Consider the following 22586-nt stretch of genomic DNA (forward strand, 5'->3'; position numbering starts at 1 on the left):
ATAATGAAAAACGCAGTAATAGTAGATTGTATTCGCACCCCGATGGGTCGCTCTAAAGGTGGCATGTATCGTAATGTGCGTGCCGAACAACTTTCAGCGCATGTTATGGCATCGTTGTTATCTCGTAATCCCGCATTAGATGCTGCCGATATTGATGATGTGATCTGGGGTTGTGTGCAACAAACGCTAGAACAAGGCTTTAACATTGCTCGAAACGCCTCGTTACTAGCCGGTATCCCACATTCTGTACCTGCGGTGACTATTAACCGTCTTTGTGGTTCATCCATGCAAGCCTTGCATGATGCCGTACGTGCTATTCAAACGGGTATGGGCGATGTCTATCTAATTGGTGGTGTTGAGCATATGGGTCATGTGCCAATGAATCACGGTGTTGATTTTCATCCAGGCTTAGCAACATCTGTTGCCAAAGCAGCAGGCATGATGGGTTTAACCGCAGAACTGCTTGGTAAAATGCACGGTATCAGTCGTCAGCAACAAGATGAATTTGGTGCTCGCTCACACCGCTTGGCACAAGAAGCGTCAGAGCAGGGTCGGTTTAAAAACGAAATTGTTCCTACTGAAGGTCACGATGCCGACGGCGTGTTAAAACTCATGGATTATGATGAAGTCATCCGTCCTGAAACCACGGTTGAAGCGTTATCAGCTTTACGCCCGGTGTTTGACCCAGCAAACGGCACTGTAACGGCCGGTACGTCTTCAGCCTTATCTGACGGTGCATCGGGCATGTTAGTGATGAGCGAAGAGAAAGCTAAAGCCTTAGGCTTACCCATTCGAGCTTATGTACGCGGTATGGGTGTCGCAGGTTGTGATCCGTCCATCATGGGTTATGGCCCAGTACCTGCCAGCAAGAAAGCGTTAAAAATGGCTGGCTTAACCATTAACGACATTGACTATGCAGAACTGAACGAAGCCTTTGCTGCACAAGCCTTGCCCGTCATGAAAGATCTTGGCTTACTTGAAGTAGCCGACCAAAAAGTGAATCTTAATGGTGGTGCCATTGCGCTAGGTCACCCATTAGGTTGTTCGGGCTCACGTATCGCCACTACCTTACTAAATGTAATGGAAGATAAAGGCGGTAAATTTGGTTTAGCGACTATGTGTATTGGGTTAGGCCAAGGCATTGCCACGGTGTTTGAGCGGCCTTAAACTGGCAGCTTGTAACACAATCGCTTAGAATAAGGCCGTTGATACGGCCTTTTTTAATGGCTTGTCGTTAGTTTGCGTCTTATATTATTGGAGTTATCAATGGCAGATGTATTTCAGCATGCCGATCACACCTTAGATGCCCTAGGCCTACGCTGCCCAGAGCCAGTGATGATGGTAAGACTACAGATCCGAAAAATGCAAAATGGTGAAACCTTGTTGATTATCGCCGATGATCCAGCCAGTACGCGCGACATTCCCGCTTTTTGTCGCTTTATGGATCACGAATTAATGCAATGCAGCACCAACGAAACGCCCTACCGTTACTTAATCAAAAAAGGGGCTCACTAACATTCATTGTAAAACCCAATAACCTTTTAACGCATCCTAGCGACGAGCTAACGTAATCGCTTGCGACATCTCGAAACTTTATCCACACTGATACCATAATAAATGATTATTGGAACTGTTATGGTCCGTTACATGCTACTTCCCTCCGCGCTATTGTTATTAGCCACTCTAATAACACCGATTACCTTCGCCCAAACCACTGAGCGCACACCGTCAGCGCCTGAGCGCAGCAACCAAGGTGATGGCCCGTATAAACGGTTAATTCTTCGAGGAGGGATTTTAATTAGTGGTGAAGGTGCGCCACCGGTTGGGCCTGTAGATATCGTTATCGAGCAAGACCGGATTAAACAAGTGAGTATTGTCGGTTATCCTGATGTGCCCGTATTGCCAGCCAGTCGACCACAAGCGGCGCCTGGCGATCAAGAAATGGATATCAGCGGTATGTATATCCTCCCTGGCTTTATTGACATGCACGGCCATATTGGTGGCTCAGCCAATGGTATCCCTGCAGAATATGTATTTAAACTTTGGCTCGCGCATGGCATTACCACCGTAAGAGAGCCCGGCAGTTTTAACGGCCTAGCATGGACGTTAAAGCACGTAAAAGCAGCCGCCGCGAATACTATAGTTGCCCCAAGGATCGTGCCTTATGTTGGCTTTGGTCAAGGCTTAGCGCAACCGGTATTTAATCCGGATCAGGCACGTAAATGGGTTAAAGACATTAAAAAAGCCGGAGCAGCGGGTATTAAATTTTTTGGTGCTACGCCCAGCATTATGGCTGCAGCCTTAGATGAAGCTGAAAAACAAAATCTTGGCAGCATGATGCATCATGCGCAACTTAATGTGATGCGCACCAATGTCGTCGACAGTGCCCGCATGGGGCTGGGTTCGATGGAACATTGGTATGGTTTGCCTGAAGCATTGTTTGATGGACAAACTGTTCAAAACTATCCGACAAACTATAACTATCAAAATGAACAAGATCGCTTCGCGGCTGCCGGTGAATTATGGGCGCAAGCAGCTAAACCCGGCTCAGATAAATGGATTGCGGTACGAGATGAGCTTATTAAACTCGATTTTACTATTAACCCCACCCTAACTATCTATGAAGCTAGCCGTGATGCCTCCGCGCAGCGTAACGCTGAATGGCATCAAGAGTATACCCTACCGACCCTAACGCGTTTCTTTACGCCAAACCGTTACGCACATGGCTCCTACTGGTTTGATTGGACCACTGAGCATGAAGTACGTTGGCGCGAAAATTACCGGTTGTGGATGCAATTTCTACAAGACTTTAAAAACCATGGTGGTCGTATTACCACCGGTTCAGATGCGGGTTATATCTATAAAATCTATGGTTTTGGCTTTATTCAAGAGTTAGAACTATTACGTGAAGCCGGCTTTAATGCACTGGAAGTTATTCAAGCGGCAACGCTTAATGGCGCTATTGCACTGGGTTTAGACGAAGACATTGGCAGTATCGTACCGGGCAAAAAAGCCGACATGTTCATTGTAGCTGAAAACCCGTTAGCCAATTTTAAAGTGCTATATGGCACCGGGCATTATCGATTAAACGACAATAATGAAGCAGAACGCACTAAAGGTGTGCGCTATACCATTAAAGATGGCATTGTCTATGACGCACAGCAACTGCTACAGGATGTACGTAACTTAGTACAACAAGCTAAAACAGCAGAATTAGCACCAAGCAATTAATCGAGTCGCTAACAGACGGTCTCTAGCTTGACGAGCCTAGCGAGGTTATTTAAGGTAACTAAATGTTAACTTATTCAGCTTTTATCTATGTTTTGGCCACTGATTAAAGACTCTATTACTGCAAAAGCGCTAATACTGCTGGGTATTGCGCTTTTATTTTGGCTATTTGGTTATCAAAGTTTGTTTTTCACGGCTTTACTATTTAGCTTAGAGCTATTTTTTTTCAGCAAAAATAACCAGCTGAGTGATGACGAGTATACTTATAGCAAAGACATCCTGAGACTTTTTGCTGTTCAGGAACAAAAACTGCGTGTCGGCATGGACAGCGCCCCGCTTCGCAGCATTAAACAAATCACACTGTGGCAAGAAGATAATCTGGGTTTTATCGATTTTGACTTAAATGGCCAGCTTCGCGTGCAATACAAATTTCGGCTGGAACAAATGCAACCGTTACAGCAATTGCTGCAACAAGCCTTGCCAGATACTGAGTTTGTGAACGGTTTTAAAAGTTAATACGGTTGCTAGGCAGGTTGTTTAGGCTGTAGTAAATCCCATTTATTACCATACAAATCTTGAAACACCACTACGGTAGCATACGTTTCCTCGCGAGGTGCTTCCAAAAACACGACACCTTGCTGACACATTTTCTCGTAGTCTGGCCAAAAATTGTCTGTTTGTAAAAACAGTCCTACCCGATCTGCGGTTTGACAGCCGACCAAGGCATGTTGCTGTGCATTACTTGCTTTAGCCAGCAAGATCGCGGTTTGTGCGCCTGGTGGGCCGACTTTTACCCAGCGTTTATCGGCGGATAGCATGGTATCTTCTATTAAGTTAAAACCTAAACACTGCGTGTAAAATTGAATCGCCGCATCATAATCCGTTACTAATAAACTGATACAACTGATAAATTTCTGCGCCATGGCAAGCTCCTTTTAAATGAGTCATATTGCATCCGCTAAATAGCTGATCCTAATTGTGATACACCTGCTTCAATCCATGCTTGCCGCCCGGAAACGGTGCGGCAGTGTCCATAAAGTAGTAAACCTGCTCCAGTAAATCATCCATGTTTTTGCACTGATGATTCCGGGTTATCGTCTCGTGCAGTGCATGCCACAGTTTTTCAATTTTGTTATGCCATGGGCTATAAACCGGCAAGAACAGTAATTTGAACTTTGGGTTGTCGCTCAGCCACTTCTGGGTTTTCTTGCTCTTGTGGATGATGTAATTATCCACGATTAACCGAATGCTTTTAGCCCGACGATACTGACCTTTAAGCTTTTCCAGCAATTCAATAAATAAGTCACTGGTCTTGCGCTCGCCACCTACATAAACGATTTGCCCTGTCTGGCCGTGTAATGCTCCCGCCAGATAATGTTTCTTGTTCTGTCCTGGTGTTGCCACTTTACGCTGCGCGCCACGGTGCCCCCAATCTGCACCGATTTTAGGATTCAGATGGATGTCCACTTCATCCTGGTAAAACACCGGGTGGTCAATACTGTTATCTGCCAACGCCTCCCGGATAACCGCCAGTTTCTCCTTTTTATCCGGGTCTTGGATATAAAGCGTTGGCGCAGCTCGCCGCCAGACAATTCCTGCTTTGGGCAACCAGCGTCTGATTGTTGAACTGTGGATCTGAATGTTGCATAACTTGTTCAGTAACAGCGCAAACAACTCAGTACTCCAGCGTGAACGCTGATATCCAAGCGTCCTTGGCGTGTACTTCAGCAAAATTTTCAGCACGCCACAGATAAAATCCCGATTCAGCCTAACGGGGCGACCAACGCCTTTAGTTTTTAGACCATCAACACCGGCAACGTCATACCATTTCAACCAGCGGTTAAGCGATGACCGCCCCGCTTGCAGTAGGCTCGCAACCTCTGACTTGGTTTTACCTTTCAACACCAGCAAGACGGCATTCGCACGGCGGCAAAGGTCTCTATCTCGTGTTTTATGAATAATCTTCTTCAATCGGCGGGTTTCCGCGCCATATAAAAATGCTATCCTGTTCATACTCAATGCGTTTGTGGGTTTGGTTTGTTTGGCGACTGATCTGATCGCGCAAACCGCATTGAGTTCCCTTACCTGAGTGATCTACTATTTGGCACAGTTATTTAGCCGAAGCTTGTGCTTATTGTGGCGAGTTTAACTCGCAGCCCAAGCGGCATTCTATTACACTTAGCGCAAAGTGCTTACTATTAAAGATTATGACCAGCGAACCTTCAAAACTTCACCCCAGAAATCCGCATCATGGCCGTTATGATTTGCCAACACTCTGTGCCAAATATCCTGCATTAACGCCATTTTTAACCCGCACACCAACCGGTGCTGCCACTATAGATTTCAGTGACAGTCAGGCGGTACAACATCTTAATGCGGCCATTTTAGCAAGCTATTACCAAATTGATTTTTGGCAATTACCCTCAGGTTATCTCTGCCCACCGATCCCAGGCCGTGCTGATTATTTACATAATGCGGCCGATTTGCTTGGTCAACTGCCACAACATCACGGGCAAGTGCCACAGGGTAAACAAGTACGAATGCTAGATATTGGTTGTGGCGCGAATTGCATTTACCCCATTTTGGCGACACGCAGTTTCGGTTGGCAGGTTGTCGGTAGCGATATTGATCAGCAAGCTCTGAACATCGCCAACACTATTATTAACGCCAACGATCGCTTAAAAGGGATGATTAGTTTGCGCTTACAAGCCAAACCTTTGCAGATTTTTCAAAGTATTATCCACGCGCAGGAGTATTTTGATTTAGTGGTGTGTAATCCCCCTTTTTATCGTTCTGCTGCTGAAGCACAAACGGTTAACCAACAAAAATGGCAAAAGCTCGGTAAAGCCAAGCAAGGTCGCAATTTTTCGGGCAATAACAATGAGCTATGGTGTGACGGCGGCGAGCTCGCTTTTATTAGCAATATGATTAAAGAGAGCGCATTATTTGCTAAACAAGTTGGCTGGTTTACCACTCTGGTCTCACAGCAAAAACACCACAACCTGTTGCTCGCGTTGTTAACACAATATCAAACGGTTGAAGTGAAACAATTGAAGATGCAGCAAGGCCAAAAGAGCAGCTTATTATTAACTTGGCGATTTCACTAAACCATTTGACGAACAGCAGCTAATAACTCTCTTAATATTGCCATAGAGTGGTTCTCATCCGCTGAATTTGTTCTTTACCTAGTTGATTCATACAATTTACGAGTAGTATTTTTAGTAGCCGATGCTGATTAGCTCTGACTTCTTACCGTTAACTTAAAAACCACCTTGGTATTCGTATACCACTGATGGAAAAATGCTAAACAAGCAATAACGCTGTTGCTTAAACAGATGTTTAATTTATTAGTAACGGACTAAAATATGTAGCAAGTAATTGGCCGCGAACTTACTGGGCTTATTCGTCAATATAACTTGGCTCTTATATACCTATGTTGATGAAACCTCGCCAAGCCAACGATATCCACCTATTTTATACTGTATAAAGTGCTGTTAATGTTTTGGACGATTAACCTTATGAACGAGAATCTCTAATTCTGAAACTTAGTCTATTTTTGATAGCTAATACTAAATGCCGCTATGTTTGGCTTTTTTATACAGGCAAATTAATATTAACCCTTGGCTTTAAAAAATAGCAGACTAACATTAGTATGATGAGATAATTTGAAGGATTAAAAACATTGCATCAGCCTTTTAATAAGCAAAGTACGGAACAAGCTCAGAAAATTGATGCTCGACGGCGTTTATATATTCTGAGGTTTGTTAGTTACATCACCACTGCCGTTATGTTTATTTACGGTGTAAAAAATCTCAGTGCTGAACAAATATTATTACCTATTATCTTGTTTACTACGGGCAGTTTGTTCTTATTAAACATAATTGTTTTTAATATTACTCGCAATCTTGATCGAGCCTGTGTTATTGAAACGCTACTTGTTGCAAGTTTTGTTCTTAGCCTAAATAGCTGATCCTAATTGTGATACACCTGCTTCAATCCATGCTTGCCGCCCGGAAACGGTGCGGCAGTGTCCATAAAGTAGTAAACCTGCTCCAGTAAATCATCCATGTTTTTGCACTGATGATTCCGGGTTATCGTCTCGTGCAGTGCATGCCACAGTTTTTCAATTTTGTTATGCCATGGGCTATAAACCGGCAAGAACAGTAATTTGAACTTTGGGTTGTCGCTCAGCCACTTCTGGGTTTTCTTGCTCTTGTGGATGATGTAATTATCCACGATTAACCGAATGCTTTTAGCCCGACGATACTGACCTTTAAGCTTTTCCAGCAATTCAATAAATAAGTCACTGGTCTTGCGCTCGCCACCTACATAAACGATTTGCCCTGTCTGGCCGTGTAATGCTCCCGCCAGATAATGTTTCTTGTTCTGTCCTGGTGTTGCCACTTTACGCTGCGCGCCACGGTGCCCCCAATCTGCACCGATTTTAGGATTCAGATGGATGTCCACTTCATCCTGGTAAAACACCGGGTGGTCAATACTGTTATCTGCCAACGCCTCCCGGATAACCGCCAGTTTCTCCTTTTTATCCGGGTCTTGGATATAAAGCGTTGGCGCAGCTCGCCGCCAGACAATTCCTGCTTTGGGCAACCAGCGTCTGATTGTTGAACTGTGGATCTGAATGTTGCATAACTTGTTCAGTAACAGCGCAAACAACTCAGTACTCCAGCGTGAACGCTGATATCCAAGCGTCCTTGGCGTGTACTTCAGCAAAATTTTCAGCACGCCACAGATAAAATCCCGATTCAGCCTAACGGGGCGACCAACGCCTTTAGTTTTTAGACCATCAACACCGGCAACGTCATACCATTTCAACCAGCGGTTAAGCGATGACCGCCCCGCTTGCAGTAGGCTCGCAACCTCTGACTTGGTTTTACCTTTCAACACCAGCAAGACGGCATTCGCACGGCGGCAAAGGTCTCTATCTCGTGTTTTATGAATAATCTTCTTCAATCGGCGGGTTTCCGCGCCATATAAAAATGCTATCCTGTTCATACTCAATGCGTTTGTGGGTTTGGTTTGTTTGGCGACTGATCTGATCGCGCAAACCGCATTGAGTTCCCTTACCTGAGTGATCTACTATTTGGCACAGTTATTTAGTTTATCAAGGGGGCTTTAATAACACAGCACTGTTTTGGGTATTTCCATTTCCCGCAATTTTGTTTGGCTTACTTGGTGTGCGCAATGCGCTAATCTCGAATGCTGTTTTACTTATTATTCTAAGTATAATGCTTTTTATCCCCGACCTTATTACGGCAAACTATAAAGATGCTGAAGCTAGTCGTTTTATTGCCTCGTTGCTCATTGTTATTATTGTCTGTTGGATTAACGATCATTACCGTGAACGTAGTCACGAAGCAATGGATAAGCTACAACAAATTAAAGACCAACAAGCAAACACTGATCAGTTAACCAATTTAGCGAATCGTCGCTTTATTGATGCTTGTTTAGTACCAAGCTTCGAAAAACAACCGGATCTTTTTTTTCCGCTTTCTCTTATTATGTGTGACATAGATTACTTTAAACGCCTTAATGATAATTTTGGTCACGATGTTGGAGATAACGTACTTAAATCAGTCGCATATATGTTCAAACAAAATATTCGCCAACAAGACTTCGCATGTCGCATCGGTGGTGAAGAGTTTTTATTAATTTTGCCACGCACTTCTGTTCAAGATGCGTTGAATGTAGCTGATAAAATTCGCAAACAGTTTCACCAACAACAATTGGTCCCTTCTGCACCGCAATATAAGGTAACAGCAAGTTTGGGAGTTGCGTTATGCAATAAGTCTGAAGAGTTTAGTGAAAGTATAAAGTTGGCAGATATGATGTTATACAAAGCAAAAAACAATGGCCGAGATCAAACAAGAGGCTAACTTATCATTTTAATATATTATTAAATTGCGCGTTCATCGTTCGACATTTATTAAATAAACTAAAGAGCCAGCAATTTAGCTGGCTCTTTAGTTATTCATGTTCTATTGCAATACTGAGATATCAGCAACCTGCAAAAATAATTCGCGTAGCTGTTTTAATAACGCTAAACGATTCGCTCTGACGGCGGCATCATCTGCATTGACCATTACTTGATCAAAGAAATGATCAATCACCTCACGTAAAGCGGCAAGATGGCTTAACGCGCTGGTATAATCACTGACACTCGCCTGAAACACTTGCTCTGTCTTTATCGCACTAAACAAGGCTTGTTCCGCGTTTTCCTGCAGTAAGTTTTCATGCACAGTATCCGCAATGGCGGTGTCCACCTTAGCAAGAATATTTGCAACGCGTTTATTCGCTGCTGCCAGCGCTAAAGCGGCTTCAAGTTTACGGAACGCGGCTACCGCCTTCACCCTACGGTCAAAGTCTGCAGGGTTGGTTGGACGGCGTGCCAGTACGGCTTGGATCACATCAATGCTGTAACCTTCGTCTTGATACCAAGCACGGAAGCGGCCTAGCATAAAGTCGACGACGTCATTAGCCACCTCTGAATGCGTCAATTTACTGCCAAAAGTCTGCTGGCTAAAGCGAATTAAATCGACTAAATCCAATGGCAGTTGCTTTTCGACCATAATACGCAAAGCACCAATAGCTGCACGACGCAATGCAAAAGGATCTTTATCGCCTTTCGGCACTTGGCCAATGCCAAAAATACCGACTAAGGTATCTAATTTATCGGCAATGGCTACTGCCGCACCTTCTAAACGGCTTGGTAATTGATCACCTGCAAAACGCGGCATGTATTGCTCATTGAGCGCTAATGCTACGGCTTCCGCTTCACCATCTAAGCGTGCATAGTGCATTCCCATAATACCTTGTACCTCTGGGAACTCTCCGACCATGTTGGTCATTAAATCGGTTTTAGATAATAAACCGGCGCGTGCTGCCGCCGTTTCATCAGCACCAATTTGCTTAGCAATATAGGCAGCAACCTGACTGATCCGCTCCGATTTTTCCGCTAAGGTACCTAATTGCTGTTGGAATAACACAGTGCCTAAGCTTTCTAAGCGATCCACTAACTTAGTTTTGCGATCGGTATTAAAGAAAAACTGTGCATCTGATAGACGCGGCCGCACCACTTTCTCGTTACCCGAGATAATTTGCTGCGGATCTTTACTGGCGATGTTCGCGACAAACACAAATTTGTTTAATAACTTGCCTTGCTGATCACGCAATGGGAAGTATTTTTGGTTGTCTTTCATGGTTGAAATAAGTGGTTCGGCTGGCACTTGCAAGAAACTTTCTTCAAAGCTTCCCACTAACACAACCGGCCATTCTACTAAGGCGGTCACTTCTTCGAGCAGAGCATCATCCCATTGCACTTGTGCATCAAGCTGTTTAGCTGCAGCAGTTACATGCTCAGCAATAAACGCTTTACGACGACTAAAGTCAGCAATGACATAAGCTTGTTCTAACACGGGTAAGTAAGCATCAGCATGCTTTACGGTTACTTTAGCCGGTGCATGAAAACGATGGCCGTGCGTTTGATTACCGCTTTGTCGACCTAATATTGTTGCAGGAACAATCGCTTCACCGAACAACATAATAATAGTATGTACAGGTCGGATAAATTCAGCATCTGAATTACCCCAGCGCATCGGCTTAGCGATAGGTAGCTTCGCTAAAGCGCTAGTCACTATCTCAGGTAATAATGCTGTGGTGCTTTGGCCTTTTTGTAACTGCTTACACAACAACCATGCGCCTTTATCGGTCTCTAAACGTTCGGCTTCGGCCACGCTAATACCACAACCTGCAGCCCAGCCTTGAGCTGCTTTGGTGGGCTCACCCGCTTTATCAAAGGCGGCTGCAATAGCAGGGCCACGCTTTTCTACTACTTTATCAGCTTGTTGTGCCGCTAATTGATTAATGCGCACAGCTAAGCGACGTGGTGCAGCGTACCATTGCACCGTACCATGCTGTAATTCTAACTTGGCTAATTCCGCCGTAATGTTGTCTGCAAAAGCCGTGGCTAAGGTTGTCAGTGCTTTTGGTGGTAACTCTTCAGTACCAATCTCAACCAGAAAATCCTGAGCACTCATTATTTGGCCTCCTTTTGAACTGCAGGCTGCGTTTTGCAAAGCGGAAAACCTAATTTTTCACGTGCGGCAAAATAGGCTTCAGCACAGGCTTTCGCTAAAGCCCGCACTCGTAATATATAACGCTGACGCTCAGTTACCGAAATGGCATGTCGTGCATCTAATAAGTTAAAGGCATGCGAAGCCTTCATAACTTTTTCGTAGGCTGGCAATGCCAAGCCTTTTTCAATCAGATATTGGCTTTCTTTTTCACACTGATCAAAGTAGCTAAACAAAGCAGGTACATCGGCATGTTCAAAGTTGTAAGTTGATTGTTCAACTTCATTCTGATGGAATACGTCTCCGTAAGTCACAAGACCTAAGGGGCCATCAGCCCAAACGAGATCATAGATGGAATCCACACCTTGGATATACATGGCCAGACGCTCTAGGCCGTAGGTAATCTCACCGGTCACCGGACGACACTCTAAGCCACCGACTTGCTGGAAATAAGTGAACTGTGTGACTTCCATGCCGTTTAACCACACTTCCCATCCTAAGCCCCAAGCACCTAACGTTGGCGATTCCCAGTTGTCTTCGACAAAGCGAATATCATGTACCAGGGTATCTAATCCTAACTCTTCCAAAGAGCCTAAGTACAGTTCCTGAATATTATCAGGTGATGGTTTAAGGATAACTTGGAACTGATAGTAATGTTGTAAACGGTTTGGATTTTCGCCATAACGACCATCCGTTGGCCGACGACAAGGTTGCACATAGGCAACGTTGGTTGGCTCAGGGCCTAACGAACGCAGGAAGGTCATAGGATGAAAAGTACCTGCGCCCACTTCCAAGTCTAACGGCTGAACAATAACGCAGCCTTGACGCGCCCAGTAATCCTGCAAGGCTAAGATTAGCCCCTGAAAGGTTTTCGTATCGTATTTATGCATGCGCTACTAACTCACTAAAATAACTGAGGGGCTGAAAAGCCCCTACTTGGTATTGTGCGGTTACACGTCTAAGTTTGCGACGTATAAAGCATTCTCTTCTATAAAGGCACGCCGTGGTTCAACGTGATCCCCCATCAGGGTTGAAAACAGTTGATCAGCACCGATAGCGTCCTCGATCCTTACCTGCAGCATCCGGCGATTTTGTGGGTCCATGGTGGTTTCCCAAAGCTGATCGGGGTTCATTTCCCCTAGCCCTTTATAACGCTGAATATACAAACCGCGCTTCGACTCAGACATTAACCAATCTAAGGCTTCACGGAATGTAGCTACTGGTTTCACTTTCTCACCACGACGGATATAACCGCCTTCTTCGATTAAGTCACGGATCTCATCACCTAAGGCTGCTAGGCTTAAATAGTCACGAGAGGTAATAAAATCGTGATGTAACAAGTATTCGTTATCGATACCATGCTGACGAATAATCACTTTTGGCTGGAATAACTGCCGCTCGCGATCTTCTACCACATCGTATTTATAAATTGAGCCGTCACCTTCTTTCTCATCTAAACGCTTCGCTAAGGTTTTTACCCATTCTTCTACCGCCGTTTGATTTTTCATTGTCTCAGTGGTTAAACCGGCAATATAAATCAGTTCGGTTAGTAAGTTCTGTGGGATCTTACGGCTTAAACGTTGGATGATGCTGGTAGCTTTATGATATTGACGAACCAGCTTTTCCAGTGCTTCACCACCAATGCCAGGGGCATTTTCATTAACATGCAAATAAGCTTCATCTAAAGCCAGTGTCGTTAAGTATTCAACTAATGAGGGCTCATCTTTAATATACTGCTCTTGCTTGCCTTTTTTCACTTTAAACAGCGGTGGCTGGGCAATATAGATGTAACCACGTTCGATCAACTCAGGCATTTGCCGATAGAAGAACGTCAGTAATAAGGTACGAATATGCGAACCGTCAACGTCAGCATCCGTCATTAATACGATGCTGTGATAACGTGTTTTGTCTGGGTTATATTCTTCGCGACCAATACCACAACCTAAAGCCGTGATTAAGGTGCCCACTTCTTGTGAAGATAGCATCTTATCAAAACGCGCTTTTTCAACGTTTAAGATTTTACCTTTTAACGGCAGAATAGCTTGGTTTTTACGGTTACGGCCTTGCTTGGCTGAACCACCCGCAGAGTCACCCTCTACAATGTACAGTTCAGATAACGCCGGATCTTTTTCTTGGCAGTCGGCTAATTTACCCGGTAAACCGGCAATGTCTAGCGCCCCTTTACGGCGTGTCATTTCACGCGCTTTACGCGCGGCATCACGCGCACGTGCTGCATCAACAATCTTACCCACGATAATTTTGGCATCACCTGGGTTTTCTAACAAATACTCGTTGAGCTTTTCACCCATGACGCTTTCAACAGCAGAACGGACTTCTGAAGAAACCAATTTGTCTTTAGTTTGCGAACTGAATTTTGGATCAGGCACTTTAACACTGATCACCGCCGTTAAACCTTCACGGGCATCATCACCAGAAGCTTGTACCTTCATTTTTTTCGCATAACCTTCATGCTCAATGTAGGTATTTAGAACGCGGGTTAAGGCACCACGGAAGCCTGCTAAGTGAGTACCACCATCACGTTGCGGTATGTTGTTAGTAAAACAAAATACGTTTTCTTGATAGCTGTCGTTCCATTGCATCGCCACTTCAACTGAAATACCGTCTTCGCGCTGATCAGAAAAATAGAACGCTTTTGGATGCACGCTGGTTTTACTACGATTCAAATACTGTACAAAGGCTTCGATACCACCTTCATACTTAAAATGGTCGCTTTTATCGTTACGCTCGTCGGTTAAGATAATACTTACGCCCGAGTTTAAGAACGACAGTTCACGTAAACGTTTCGCTAAAATATCGTAGTGATAATTGATGTCAGAGAAAATAGTTGGGCTTGGCCAAAAACGAATGGCCGTACCTGAACCTTCAGTTTCACCGATTACCGCTAAAGGTGCTTGTGGTACACCCAGATGATAAATTTGGTTATGCACTTTGCCTTTACGGCGAATGGTCAGTTCTAATTTGTCAGATAAGGCATTTACAACGGATACGCCCACACCGTGCAAACCACCAGACACTTTATAAGAATTATCGTCAAATTTACCGCCGGCATGCAGCACGGTCATGATAACTTCAGCGGCTGAGACGCCTTCTTCGTGCATATCTGTAGGTACGCCACGACCGTTATCACGAACAGAGACCGAACCATCACTGTGAATGGTGACCCAGATGTCAGTACAGTAGCCTGCTAAAGTTTCATCGATGGAATTGTCGACCACCTCGAATACCATATGGTGTAAACCCGTACCGTCATCGGTATCACCAATATACATACCGGGTCTTTTACGTACTGCATCCAGACCTTTTAATACTTTAATACTTGAGGAATCGTAATTATGCTCTTCGGCCATCTCTATCTGTCCGTGCTTGTTATCTGACCGTGTTCCACGTGAAACATTTGCCGGCGCGAAGCCGGTATAAAAGGTGAAACCTGATCAGCATTAATTGCTGTTATAAAAACCTGCGAATTAATATTGTTTAAATAATTAAAAACCGTTTGGGTGGAACTGGCATCCAACTCGGATGCTAAATCATCAATCAATAACAAGGGCTGTTTCTTGCCGCTGCTACCTATCACATTGTTTTGTGCGATTTTAAGCGCAAATAATAACACTTTTAGCTGTCCACGGGATAATACTTCTTCAACCACTAACTGCTTTCTTCGAAGTTTTAAATCCGCTTTTTGTGGGCCATATTGAGTAAAACCCTGCCGCATATCTTGCTGAAAATTTTGCTCTAACAGTTGCTTCAAATCGGCTGGACTTTGCACCCGCTCAGGCCAACCCGCTTGTAATTGCAAACTCACTTCAGCTAACAGGGAATTACCCTCTACTAGCTTCAAATATTCATGTTGCAGCAGACCGATATAATGCTCTCGCAACGATTGTAACTGCCAAGCCAGACTGACTAATTGCTGGTCCCAATAATCAAATTGCTGATCATAAGCCCGGCTTTGCTTTAACAAGGCATTACGTTGTTTCAGAACCCGACTAAACTGCAACCACACGGTATAGAAGGTAGGTTCCACGTGGAACACACCCATATCAAAATATTGACGACGCTCTTTCGGGCCACCAAAAAATAATTTAAAACTGTCAGGCGTAATTAATTGCACCGGCAACAAAGCCGCAAAATCGGCTAACTTGCAGTTACTGGCCGCATTTAACCGCAATAGCAATTCGGCTTGCTTGTCGCGTTGCAAGCCTAAGCTAAAGGTTTGTTCAGCATCGGCAACCTTGGCATGCAGTACAAAATGCTCTTGCTCGTATTGAATTAAACGTTGATGCCGACTACTTCTGAAGGAACGACCATGAGCCAGATAATAAATTGCTTCTAATAGGCTGGTTTTACCGCTGCCATTCTCACCGCAAATCAGATTGCACTGCGCATGCGCATTAAACTGCAGTTCCGAAAAATTACGGAACTGCTTAAGCTGCAGCGAGATTAACGACATGCTTTAGACAACAACAAAATTATAAGCGCATCGGCATGACAACGTAGGCAGCACCAACATTACCCACACCTTCTATTAAGGCACTAGAATTGGAATCATTTAAATTCAGGATCACCAGATCAGTATTCAAGCTATTTAACACATCCAATAAATAACCGACATTAAAACCAATTTCGAGGTTATCCCCTTCGTACTCCACTTCGATCACTTCTTCTGCTTGCTCGTGCTCAGGGTTGTTCGCCACAATCTGCAGTTCAGAAGAACTTAGAGTAAAACGCACACCGCGGTATTTTTCATTCGATAAAATAGAAGCGCGAGTGCAGGCATCTTTTAATACGGTACGATGCGCGGTCACTTGCTTGGTACTGTTGCGCGGCAACACACGACGGTAATCGGGGAAACGGCCATCAATTAATTTACTGCTAAAACTAAAACTGCTGTCACTTAAACGAATGTGATTTTGGCCAAGGCTCAAGGTGACCAACTGCTCATCATTCGCCAACAAGCGCATAATTTCTAAAACACCTTTGCGTGGAATAATAATCTGCTTTTGTTGGCCAGCATAAGACGGCAACGCTAAGGTACTCATGGCTAAACGATGACCATCAGTAGCCACTGCAGATAAGTTGCCGTTATCCACTTCAAACAACAAACCATTTAAGTAATAGCGTACGTCCTGATTGGCCATCGAAAAGGCCGTATCATCTAATAACTTGCGCAACTGTTGGCGAGTCAATGATAACTCAACCTCACCTTGCCAGGTTTCTAAATTGGGGTATTCAGCAGCATTGAGCGTGGATAACGTAAATTTGGTTTTGCCACTGCTTAAAATACAATTTTCACCTTGCACCTGCACGGCAATATCGCTGTTTTCCGGTAAGCTGCGGCAAATATCTAACAGCTTTTTTGCCGGCACAGTAATCCGCCCTGCACTGTGTACTTGCAATTGTACCGTGCTAGCAACCAACTCCACTTCTAAATCGGTACCGGTCAGTGACAGTGTATCGGCGCTAACATCCAATAACACATTCGATAAAATTGGCAAATTATGGCGGCGTTCAATAGCACCCGATACCATTTGTAGCGGCTTCAGTAAGGCGTCACGGTTAATCACAAATTGCATAACAAAACCCTGTTAAGACGATAATGTTCGAATAAGATTTTGGAAATCTTCTTTAATTTCATGTGTTTCTTCTTTTAGCGATTCAATCTTACGACAGGCATGAAGCACAGTTGTATGATCGCGACCACCAAAGGCATCCCCAATTTCTGGCAAACTATGGTTGGTGAGTTCTTTCGCTAATGCCATCGCCATTTGCCGCGGTCGCGCTACCGAACGAGAACGCCGTTTCGACAGTAAATCCGCTATACGGATTTTGTAGTATTCGGCTACGGTCTTTTGAATATTTTCAATGGTCACCAGCTTATCTTGTAGGGCTAATAAATCGCGTAAAGCTTCCCGCACAAAATCAATGGTAATGGGCCGGCCGGTGAAATTAGCATTAGCAATCACCCGATTCAAGGCGCCTTCGAGTTCGCGAACATTTGAGCGCAAACGCTTGGCCACGAAAAAAGCCACTTCTTCCGGTAGACGGATCTGATTTTCTTGCGCTTTTCGCATTAAGATCGCCACCCGGGTTTCAAGCTCAGGTGGCTCGATAGCGATAGTCAGACCCCAACCAAAGCGTGATTTTAAGCGATCTTCGACACCATCAATTTCTTTGGGGTAACGATCGCTGGTTAAAATGATCTGTTGATTGCCTTCTAACAAGGCATTAAAGGTATGAAAGAATTCTTCTTGGGAACGTTCTTTGTTGGCAAAGAATTGAATATCGTCAATAAGTAACGCATCAACTGAACGATAATAGCGCTTAAACTCTTCTATAGCATTGTTTTGTAACGCTTTTACCATATCCTGCACAAAGCGCTCTGAATGCATGTATATCACTTTTGCATCCGGTTTCTTCGCTAAAATGCCATTACCAACCGCATGTAATAAATGCGTCTTACCTAAACCTGTACCGCCATAGATAAATAATGGGTTATAAGCCGTGCCAGGGTTGTCAGCCACCTGTGAGGCTGCCGCCCGAGCCAATTGGTTCGATTTACCCTCAACAAAGTTAGTAAAGGTGTAATTTGCGCGCATATTGGAGCGCACTATGGTTTTAGGAACCGGTTCTGCAATTTCTCGCGAAGCGACAGCTACCTCAGACGGCATCAGATGAGGTTGTGGCGCGGGAGTAGCTTTAACGTTATTTTGGCTAGTACCCACATCAAAGCGTAAACGCGGTGCATTGTCACCACAGTAATCGCGGATCAGTTCAAGGATCCGGTTTAGGTATTTTTCACGCACCCAATCCAGTACAAAACGATTCGGTGCATACAACGTCAAAGCGTCAGCCGAGCTGTCAGCCTGCAAAGGACGGATCCACATACTAAAGTGTTGCGCGGGGAGTTCTGCTTGCAAAGCTTGCAGACAATTTTGCCAAACGGACTGATACACCTGATCTCCTGAAGCCTGAATTATAATGATCGATAAGGCTGGTGTAGAAATGCCAAACGGCATTATCGTATGATCTTATCCACAACTTCAAGATTGACTTTTTAAAAAAGCCTAACAACACCCCCACCAACACGCTATACCATTGTATTAATTGGTTATTATACTGTTATTCTATTTAAGAATACTCAAGCTAAAACTGGGTTAAATCTGGCTTAAACAATAAATAACTCACACTTTATTCGTAAAAGATCGCCTAGGCTGTGGAAAACTTTAGTAAAACTGGGATCGCGACTGGCTAGGATCGTAATTAAAGCAAGGATCGCATTGACTTTAGGGCGCAGAGTACTTAAAATTCGCGCTCATTTTTGTCAGCTGCGTTTTGGTGTATTTGCTAAAACACAGGTAACCTTAGTAAATATTTCGACCGGACGGATGAAATTATGAGTAAAAGAACCTTTCAACCAAGCGTATTAAAGCGCAAGCGTAACCACGGTTTCCGCGCCCGCATGGCCACTAAAAATGGTCGTGAGGTGTTAGCACGTCGTCGTGCTAAAGGCCGTAAACGTTTAACAGCCTAAACTGGTCGTTAAACGCTGCGTGCCCAGCTTCAGATTCGGCCGGGAGTTACGTCTGTTAACTCCCAGTCAGTTTGATAATGTTTTTCAAAACCCGTTTCGGGTCGCATCTCCCCTATTTACCATTCTAGCAAAGCCCAATCAGTTAGCTCATCCACGAATTGGCCTTACTATCGCCAAAAAACGTGTTAAATTAGCCGTGCACCGCAATCGTATTAAACGATGTGTGCGCGACAGCTTTCGTTTGCATCAGCATCAGCTTCCCGGTGTGGATCTGGTACTCATGGTAAAAGGGGATATTAGCAACACCCCTAATGATGAATTACTGAAACAACTGGAACGGCTATGGCAGAAGATCGCTCGCCAATACACCGCTTTATCGTTTGGTTGATGCTCGGCCTAGTCCGAGGTTATCAATTATTGATAAGCCCGCTATTGGGGCCACGCTGCCGATTCCACCCAACTTGCTCAAATTATGCTATTGAGGCCATTGGTCGCTTTGGTGCAGCAAAAGGGGCTTGGTTAGCCAGCAAACGCATATTAAAATGTCATCCGTTTCACCAAGGTGGTGAAGATCCCGTTCCTGATAAGCATAATGAGAAAAGCTAACCCATGGATTCACAACGCAGTTTTCTAGTAATTGCCCTGGCAATCGTCAGTTTTTTCCTCTGGCAGGAATGGCAAAAAGATTATGGTCCGCAACCGGCGGTAGCCACTCAACAGGTCAGCAGCACGGTAAGTGGCAGTGCTAACAATGGCAGCTCGGCATCAATGTTAATGGATAGCCCTGACACGCCGGCGGTAGCCAACAGCACGCCCAACATTGATCAAAACCGTCGCATTAAAGTTAGTACTGATGTGTTTGAACTTGAGATTGATAGCCGCGGTGGTGATATTGTCAGTGTTAAATTGCCTGAACATAACTTAACCAAAGACAGCAACACTCCTTATGTATTGATGCGTCAGCTACCTGGTTTTGAATATGTTGCGCAATCTGGTTTGATTGCCCGTGACGGCCCAGACCGCACTGAACGGCCATTGTATCAAGTTGAAAAAACTCAATATCAAGCTCAGGGTACTGAACCCTTAGTGGTGCCACTGCGCTTAACGCACAATGGCATGCAAATCGAAAAACGCTTTACCTTTACCCCAGGACAATATGATGTCCGGGTAGAATATTTTATCGTCAACAACAGCGATGAAATCAAAACGGTTCAGCCTTATCAGCATTTATTACAAAACATTGATAGTGGCGAAAGCGCCAGCATGTTTATGCCGATATACCGCGGCGCCGCTTTTGGTAGCGGCGAAGAACGCTATAAAAAGTATAACTTTGAAGACATGCAGAAAACTAACCTGAGCGTCAGCACTCAAGCAGGTTGGGTTGCCATGTTAGAGCATTACTTTGTTGCTGCCTGGATCCCAGACTCAGCAGGCACTAACCAGTTATACAGCCGCATCCACGGCACGAACAAAGGCGTTATTGGCGCGCTGGGCACTGCCATTGATATTGATCCGGGCCAAAGCGCCAGCATCACAGCCACATTTTATGCTGGCCCTAAAGTCCAGGACGAATTAGCCAAATTAGCCAATGGCTTAGACCTTACCGTTGATTACGGTTTCCTGTGGTTTATCTCACAATTACTGTTCTGGCTACTGACTAAAATTCAGTTATTTGTTAGCAACTGGGGTTTAGCGATTATCTGTATTACGTTAATTGTTAAAGGCGCAATGTTCCCGCTGACGAAGATCCAATATGAGTCGATGGCGAAAATGCGTAACTTGAAGCCGAAAATTGAAGAGCTACAAGCACGTTACAAAGACGATAAGCAGAAAATGGGCCCAGCGATGATGGAATTATATCGCAAAGAGAAAGTAAACCCGATGGGTGGCTGTTTACCCATGCTCATCCAAATGCCTATTTTCTTAGCACTGTACTGGGTATTTGTTGAAAGTATTGAACTACGCCATGCGCCATTTATGCTGTGGATCACCGACTTATCAACTAAAGACCCATACTATGTGTTACCGGTGTTGTTTGGTTTGAGTATGTTTATGATGCAGAAACTCACGCCAATGCAGGTCACCGATCCTTTACAACAGAAGCTGATGATGTGGATGCCTGTCGCGTTCTCCATATTCTTCTTCTGGTTCCCAAGTGGCTTAGTATTATACTGGTTAGTCAGTAACTTAATCTCACTTGGCCAGATGCTGTATATTTATCGCGGCATGGAGAAAAAAGGTCTGCATACCCGCAAAACCTAATACCGCGCAACTTATCCCTTGCGGATAAGATGTTCTACACTAAGCCTGTTAGCATTATGCAGCAGGCTTTTTTTATCCCAGAGGATGTTATGTTTAGCACTGATACTATTGCCGCTTTAGCCACTGCCCCAGGTCGAGCCGGAGTAGGCATTATTCGTATTTCTGGCCCCGATAGCAAAGCGGTGGCTCAAGCCATTCTGCATAAAATCCCTAAACCCCGTGCGGCCGAATATTTAGGCTTTTATGCTAAAGACCAGCAATTACTGGATCAAGGTATAGCGTTGTTCTTCCCAGGCCCAAACTCGTTTACCGGCGAAGATGTGCTGGAATTACAAGGGCATGGCGGGCCAGTACTACTAGACATGTTACTTAAACAAGTGCTGCAATTACCCAATGTACGCATTGCTCGCCCTGGCGAATTTTCAGAGCGCGCGTTTTTAAACGATAAACTCGACTTGGCTCAAGCCGAAGCCATTGCCGATTTAATTGATGCCAGTAGTGAACAAGCCGCTCGCTGCGCCATGCAATCCTTACAGGGTGAGTTTTCACGACGTATTCATGAATTAGTTGAAAAAGTGATTTATCTGCGAATGTATGTTGAAGCGGCTATCGACTTTCCAGATGAAGAAATTGATTTTCTATCAGACGGCAAAGTCGCCACAGACTTAGCTGACATTATCGACTTTTTAGCCACCGTGAAGAAACAAGCGGCACAAGGCAGTATTCTTCGTGAAGGCATGAAAGTGGTCATTGCTGGCCGGCCAAATGCCGGAAAATCCAGTTTATTAAATGCCTTAGCCGGGCGTGAAGCAGCAATTGTTACCGACATTGCCGGTACGACCCGTGATGTTTTACGCGAACATATTCATATCGACGGCATGCCGCTGCATATTATCGATACCGCTGGTCTGCGCGAAGCCAACGACCAAGTTGAACAAATTGGTATTGAGCGAGCATGGAATGAAATCGCCCAAGCCGACAGAGTACTGTTTATGGTGGATGGCACAACCACTACTGCCACCGACCCCCGCGAAATTTGGCCAGACTTTATTGATCGCTTACCCGCTAATTTAGGCGTAACGGTGATCCGCAACAAAGCCGATCTTACCGGCGAGCCCATGACACCGGACCAACAAGCAGCAGCTCCGGTTTATCGTTTATCGGCTAAAACCGGTGATGGTATTGATGCGCTGCGCGAACACTTAAAACAATGCATTGGCTTTGATGCCAGCACTGAGGGCAGCTTTCTGGCTCGACGTCGCCATTTAGATGCACTGGATCGCGCGGCGGAGCATCTGAGTACTGGCCAAGAACAACTGCACAGTTATATTGCAGGTGAAATCCTGGCCGAAGAATTAAGGCTAACTCAACAACATCTGAATGAAATCACTGGCGAATTTAGTAGTGATGACTTACTCGGACGCATTTTTAGCTCATTTTGTATCGGTAAATAA

20 protein-coding genes are annotated in these 22586 nt (G+C 44.7%); 11 read left to right on the forward strand and 9 right to left on the reverse strand.

The annotated features are described in order from the left end of the window. The first annotated feature begins 3 nt into the window (after positions 1 to 3). The 4 genes from fadA to ACUJFK_RS01055 all read left to right on the forward strand — a co-directional run bounded on the left by fadA (position 4) and on the right by ACUJFK_RS01055 (position 3744). Positions 4 to 1167: an acetyl-CoA C-acyltransferase FadA gene (fadA, locus tag ACUJFK_RS01040; protein WP_226750690.1), complete on the forward strand. Its 1164-nt coding sequence runs from the start codon at positions 4 to 6 to the stop codon at positions 1165 to 1167. Between the two features lie 99 nt (positions 1168 to 1266). After that, entirely contained in the window at positions 1267 to 1515 is a 249-nt protein-coding gene (gene tusA, locus ACUJFK_RS01045; RefSeq protein ID WP_445425798.1) for a sulfurtransferase TusA, read from the forward strand. 132 nt (positions 1516 to 1647) lie between these two features. Next, complete coding sequence (locus ACUJFK_RS01050) at positions 1648 to 3231, forward strand: amidohydrolase family protein (protein WP_445425799.1); 1584 nt, start codon at positions 1648 to 1650, stop codon at positions 3229 to 3231. An 87-nt stretch (positions 3232 to 3318) separates the two neighbouring features. Beyond that, positions 3319 to 3744, forward strand: a complete 426-nt coding sequence (locus ACUJFK_RS01055; RefSeq protein WP_445425800.1) for a hypothetical protein — start codon at positions 3319 to 3321, stop codon at positions 3742 to 3744. A gap of 8 nt (positions 3745 to 3752) precedes the next feature. Here ACUJFK_RS01055 and ACUJFK_RS01060 read toward each other — a convergent pair whose 3' ends face one another. Beyond that, the gene (locus tag ACUJFK_RS01060) at positions 3753 to 4151 is read right to left on the reverse strand and encodes a VOC family protein (RefSeq protein ID WP_445425801.1); all 399 of its coding nucleotides are present in this window, start codon (positions 4149 to 4151) and stop codon (positions 3753 to 3755) included. Positions 4152 to 4200: 49 nt separating this feature from the next. Then, entirely contained in the window at positions 4201 to 5241 is a 1041-nt protein-coding gene (locus ACUJFK_RS01065) for an IS630 family transposase (RefSeq protein WP_206552245.1), read from the reverse strand. 194 nt (positions 5242 to 5435) lie between these two features. On the opposite strand from ACUJFK_RS01065, the gene rlmF reads away from it, so the two are divergent. Further along, entirely contained in the window at positions 5436 to 6335 is a 900-nt protein-coding gene (rlmF, locus tag ACUJFK_RS01070) for a 23S rRNA (adenine(1618)-N(6))-methyltransferase RlmF (RefSeq protein WP_445425802.1), read from the forward strand. Positions 6336 to 7200: 865 nt separating this feature from the next. Here the strand turns inward: rlmF and ACUJFK_RS01075 are convergent. Beyond that, positions 7201 to 8241 carry an IS630 family transposase gene (locus ACUJFK_RS01075; RefSeq protein ID WP_206552245.1) on the reverse strand — a complete coding sequence of 347 codons (1041 nt, stop codon included), beginning with the start codon at positions 8239 to 8241 and terminating at the stop codon, positions 7201 to 7203. Between the two features lie 182 nt (positions 8242 to 8423). On the opposite strand from ACUJFK_RS01075, the gene ACUJFK_RS01080 reads away from it, so the two are divergent. Next, positions 8424 to 9122 carry a GGDEF domain-containing protein gene (locus ACUJFK_RS01080; RefSeq protein WP_445425803.1) on the forward strand — a complete coding sequence of 233 codons (699 nt, stop codon included), beginning with the start codon at positions 8424 to 8426 and terminating at the stop codon, positions 9120 to 9122. A gap of 102 nt (positions 9123 to 9224) precedes the next feature. Here the strand turns inward: ACUJFK_RS01080 and glyS are convergent, their stop codons facing one another. From glyS to dnaA, 6 genes are read right to left on the reverse strand one after another with little or no spacing between them, the layout of a single operon-like run. Continuing rightward, positions 9225 to 11282 (reverse strand): glycine--tRNA ligase subunit beta, encoded by a 2058-nt coding sequence (glyS, locus tag ACUJFK_RS01085; protein WP_445425804.1) that lies wholly within the window; start codon positions 11280 to 11282, stop codon positions 9225 to 9227. Further along, positions 11282 to 12208 carry a glycine--tRNA ligase subunit alpha gene (glyQ, locus tag ACUJFK_RS01090; protein ID WP_445425805.1) on the reverse strand — a complete coding sequence of 309 codons (927 nt, stop codon included), beginning with the start codon at positions 12206 to 12208 and terminating at the stop codon, positions 11282 to 11284. Before glyQ ends, glyS begins: the two co-directional genes overlap by 1 nt. 60 nt (positions 12209 to 12268) lie before the next feature. After that, a complete protein-coding gene (gyrB, locus tag ACUJFK_RS01095) occupies positions 12269 to 14686 on the reverse strand; it encodes a DNA topoisomerase (ATP-hydrolyzing) subunit B (protein ID WP_306177483.1) in 2418 nt (805 codons plus the stop codon). Between the two features lie 2 nt (positions 14687 to 14688). Next, positions 14689 to 15789: a DNA replication/repair protein RecF gene (recF, locus tag ACUJFK_RS01100; RefSeq protein ID WP_226750680.1), complete on the reverse strand. Its 1101-nt coding sequence runs from the start codon at positions 15787 to 15789 to the stop codon at positions 14689 to 14691. Between the two features lie 19 nt (positions 15790 to 15808). After that, positions 15809 to 16912, reverse strand: a complete 1104-nt coding sequence (dnaN, locus tag ACUJFK_RS01105) for a DNA polymerase III subunit beta (protein WP_226750679.1) — start codon at positions 16910 to 16912, stop codon at positions 15809 to 15811. 12 nt (positions 16913 to 16924) lie between these two features. Continuing rightward, entirely contained in the window at positions 16925 to 18292 is a 1368-nt protein-coding gene (gene dnaA, locus ACUJFK_RS01110) for a chromosomal replication initiator protein DnaA (RefSeq protein WP_226750678.1), read from the reverse strand. Positions 18293 to 18732: 440 nt separating this feature from the next. Between dnaA and rpmH the strand changes: the two genes are divergently transcribed. The 5 genes from rpmH (at position 18733) to mnmE (ending at position 22586) form a co-directional block, all read left to right on the forward strand. Further along, a complete protein-coding gene (gene rpmH, locus ACUJFK_RS01115) occupies positions 18733 to 18870 on the forward strand; it encodes a 50S ribosomal protein L34 (RefSeq protein WP_226750677.1) in 138 nt (45 codons plus the stop codon). A gap of 19 nt (positions 18871 to 18889) precedes the next feature. Further along, positions 18890 to 19258: a ribonuclease P protein component gene (rnpA, locus tag ACUJFK_RS01120; protein ID WP_226750676.1), complete on the forward strand. Its 369-nt coding sequence runs from the start codon at positions 18890 to 18892 to the stop codon at positions 19256 to 19258. Beyond that, positions 19213 to 19476, forward strand: a complete 264-nt coding sequence (gene yidD / locus ACUJFK_RS01125) for a membrane protein insertion efficiency factor YidD (protein ID WP_226750675.1) — start codon at positions 19213 to 19215, stop codon at positions 19474 to 19476. The genes rnpA and yidD overlap by 46 nt, the downstream gene beginning before the upstream one ends. Before the next feature lie 3 nt (positions 19477 to 19479). Further along, entirely contained in the window at positions 19480 to 21132 is a 1653-nt protein-coding gene (yidC, locus tag ACUJFK_RS01130) for a membrane protein insertase YidC (RefSeq protein ID WP_445425806.1), read from the forward strand. 89 nt (positions 21133 to 21221) lie between these two features. Next, positions 21222 to 22586 carry a tRNA uridine-5-carboxymethylaminomethyl(34) synthesis GTPase MnmE gene (gene mnmE / locus ACUJFK_RS01135; protein WP_226750673.1) on the forward strand — a complete coding sequence of 455 codons (1365 nt, stop codon included), beginning with the start codon at positions 21222 to 21224 and terminating at the stop codon, positions 22584 to 22586.

The sequence above is a fragment of the Alishewanella sp. HL-SH06 genome (genome assembly GCF_052656265.1).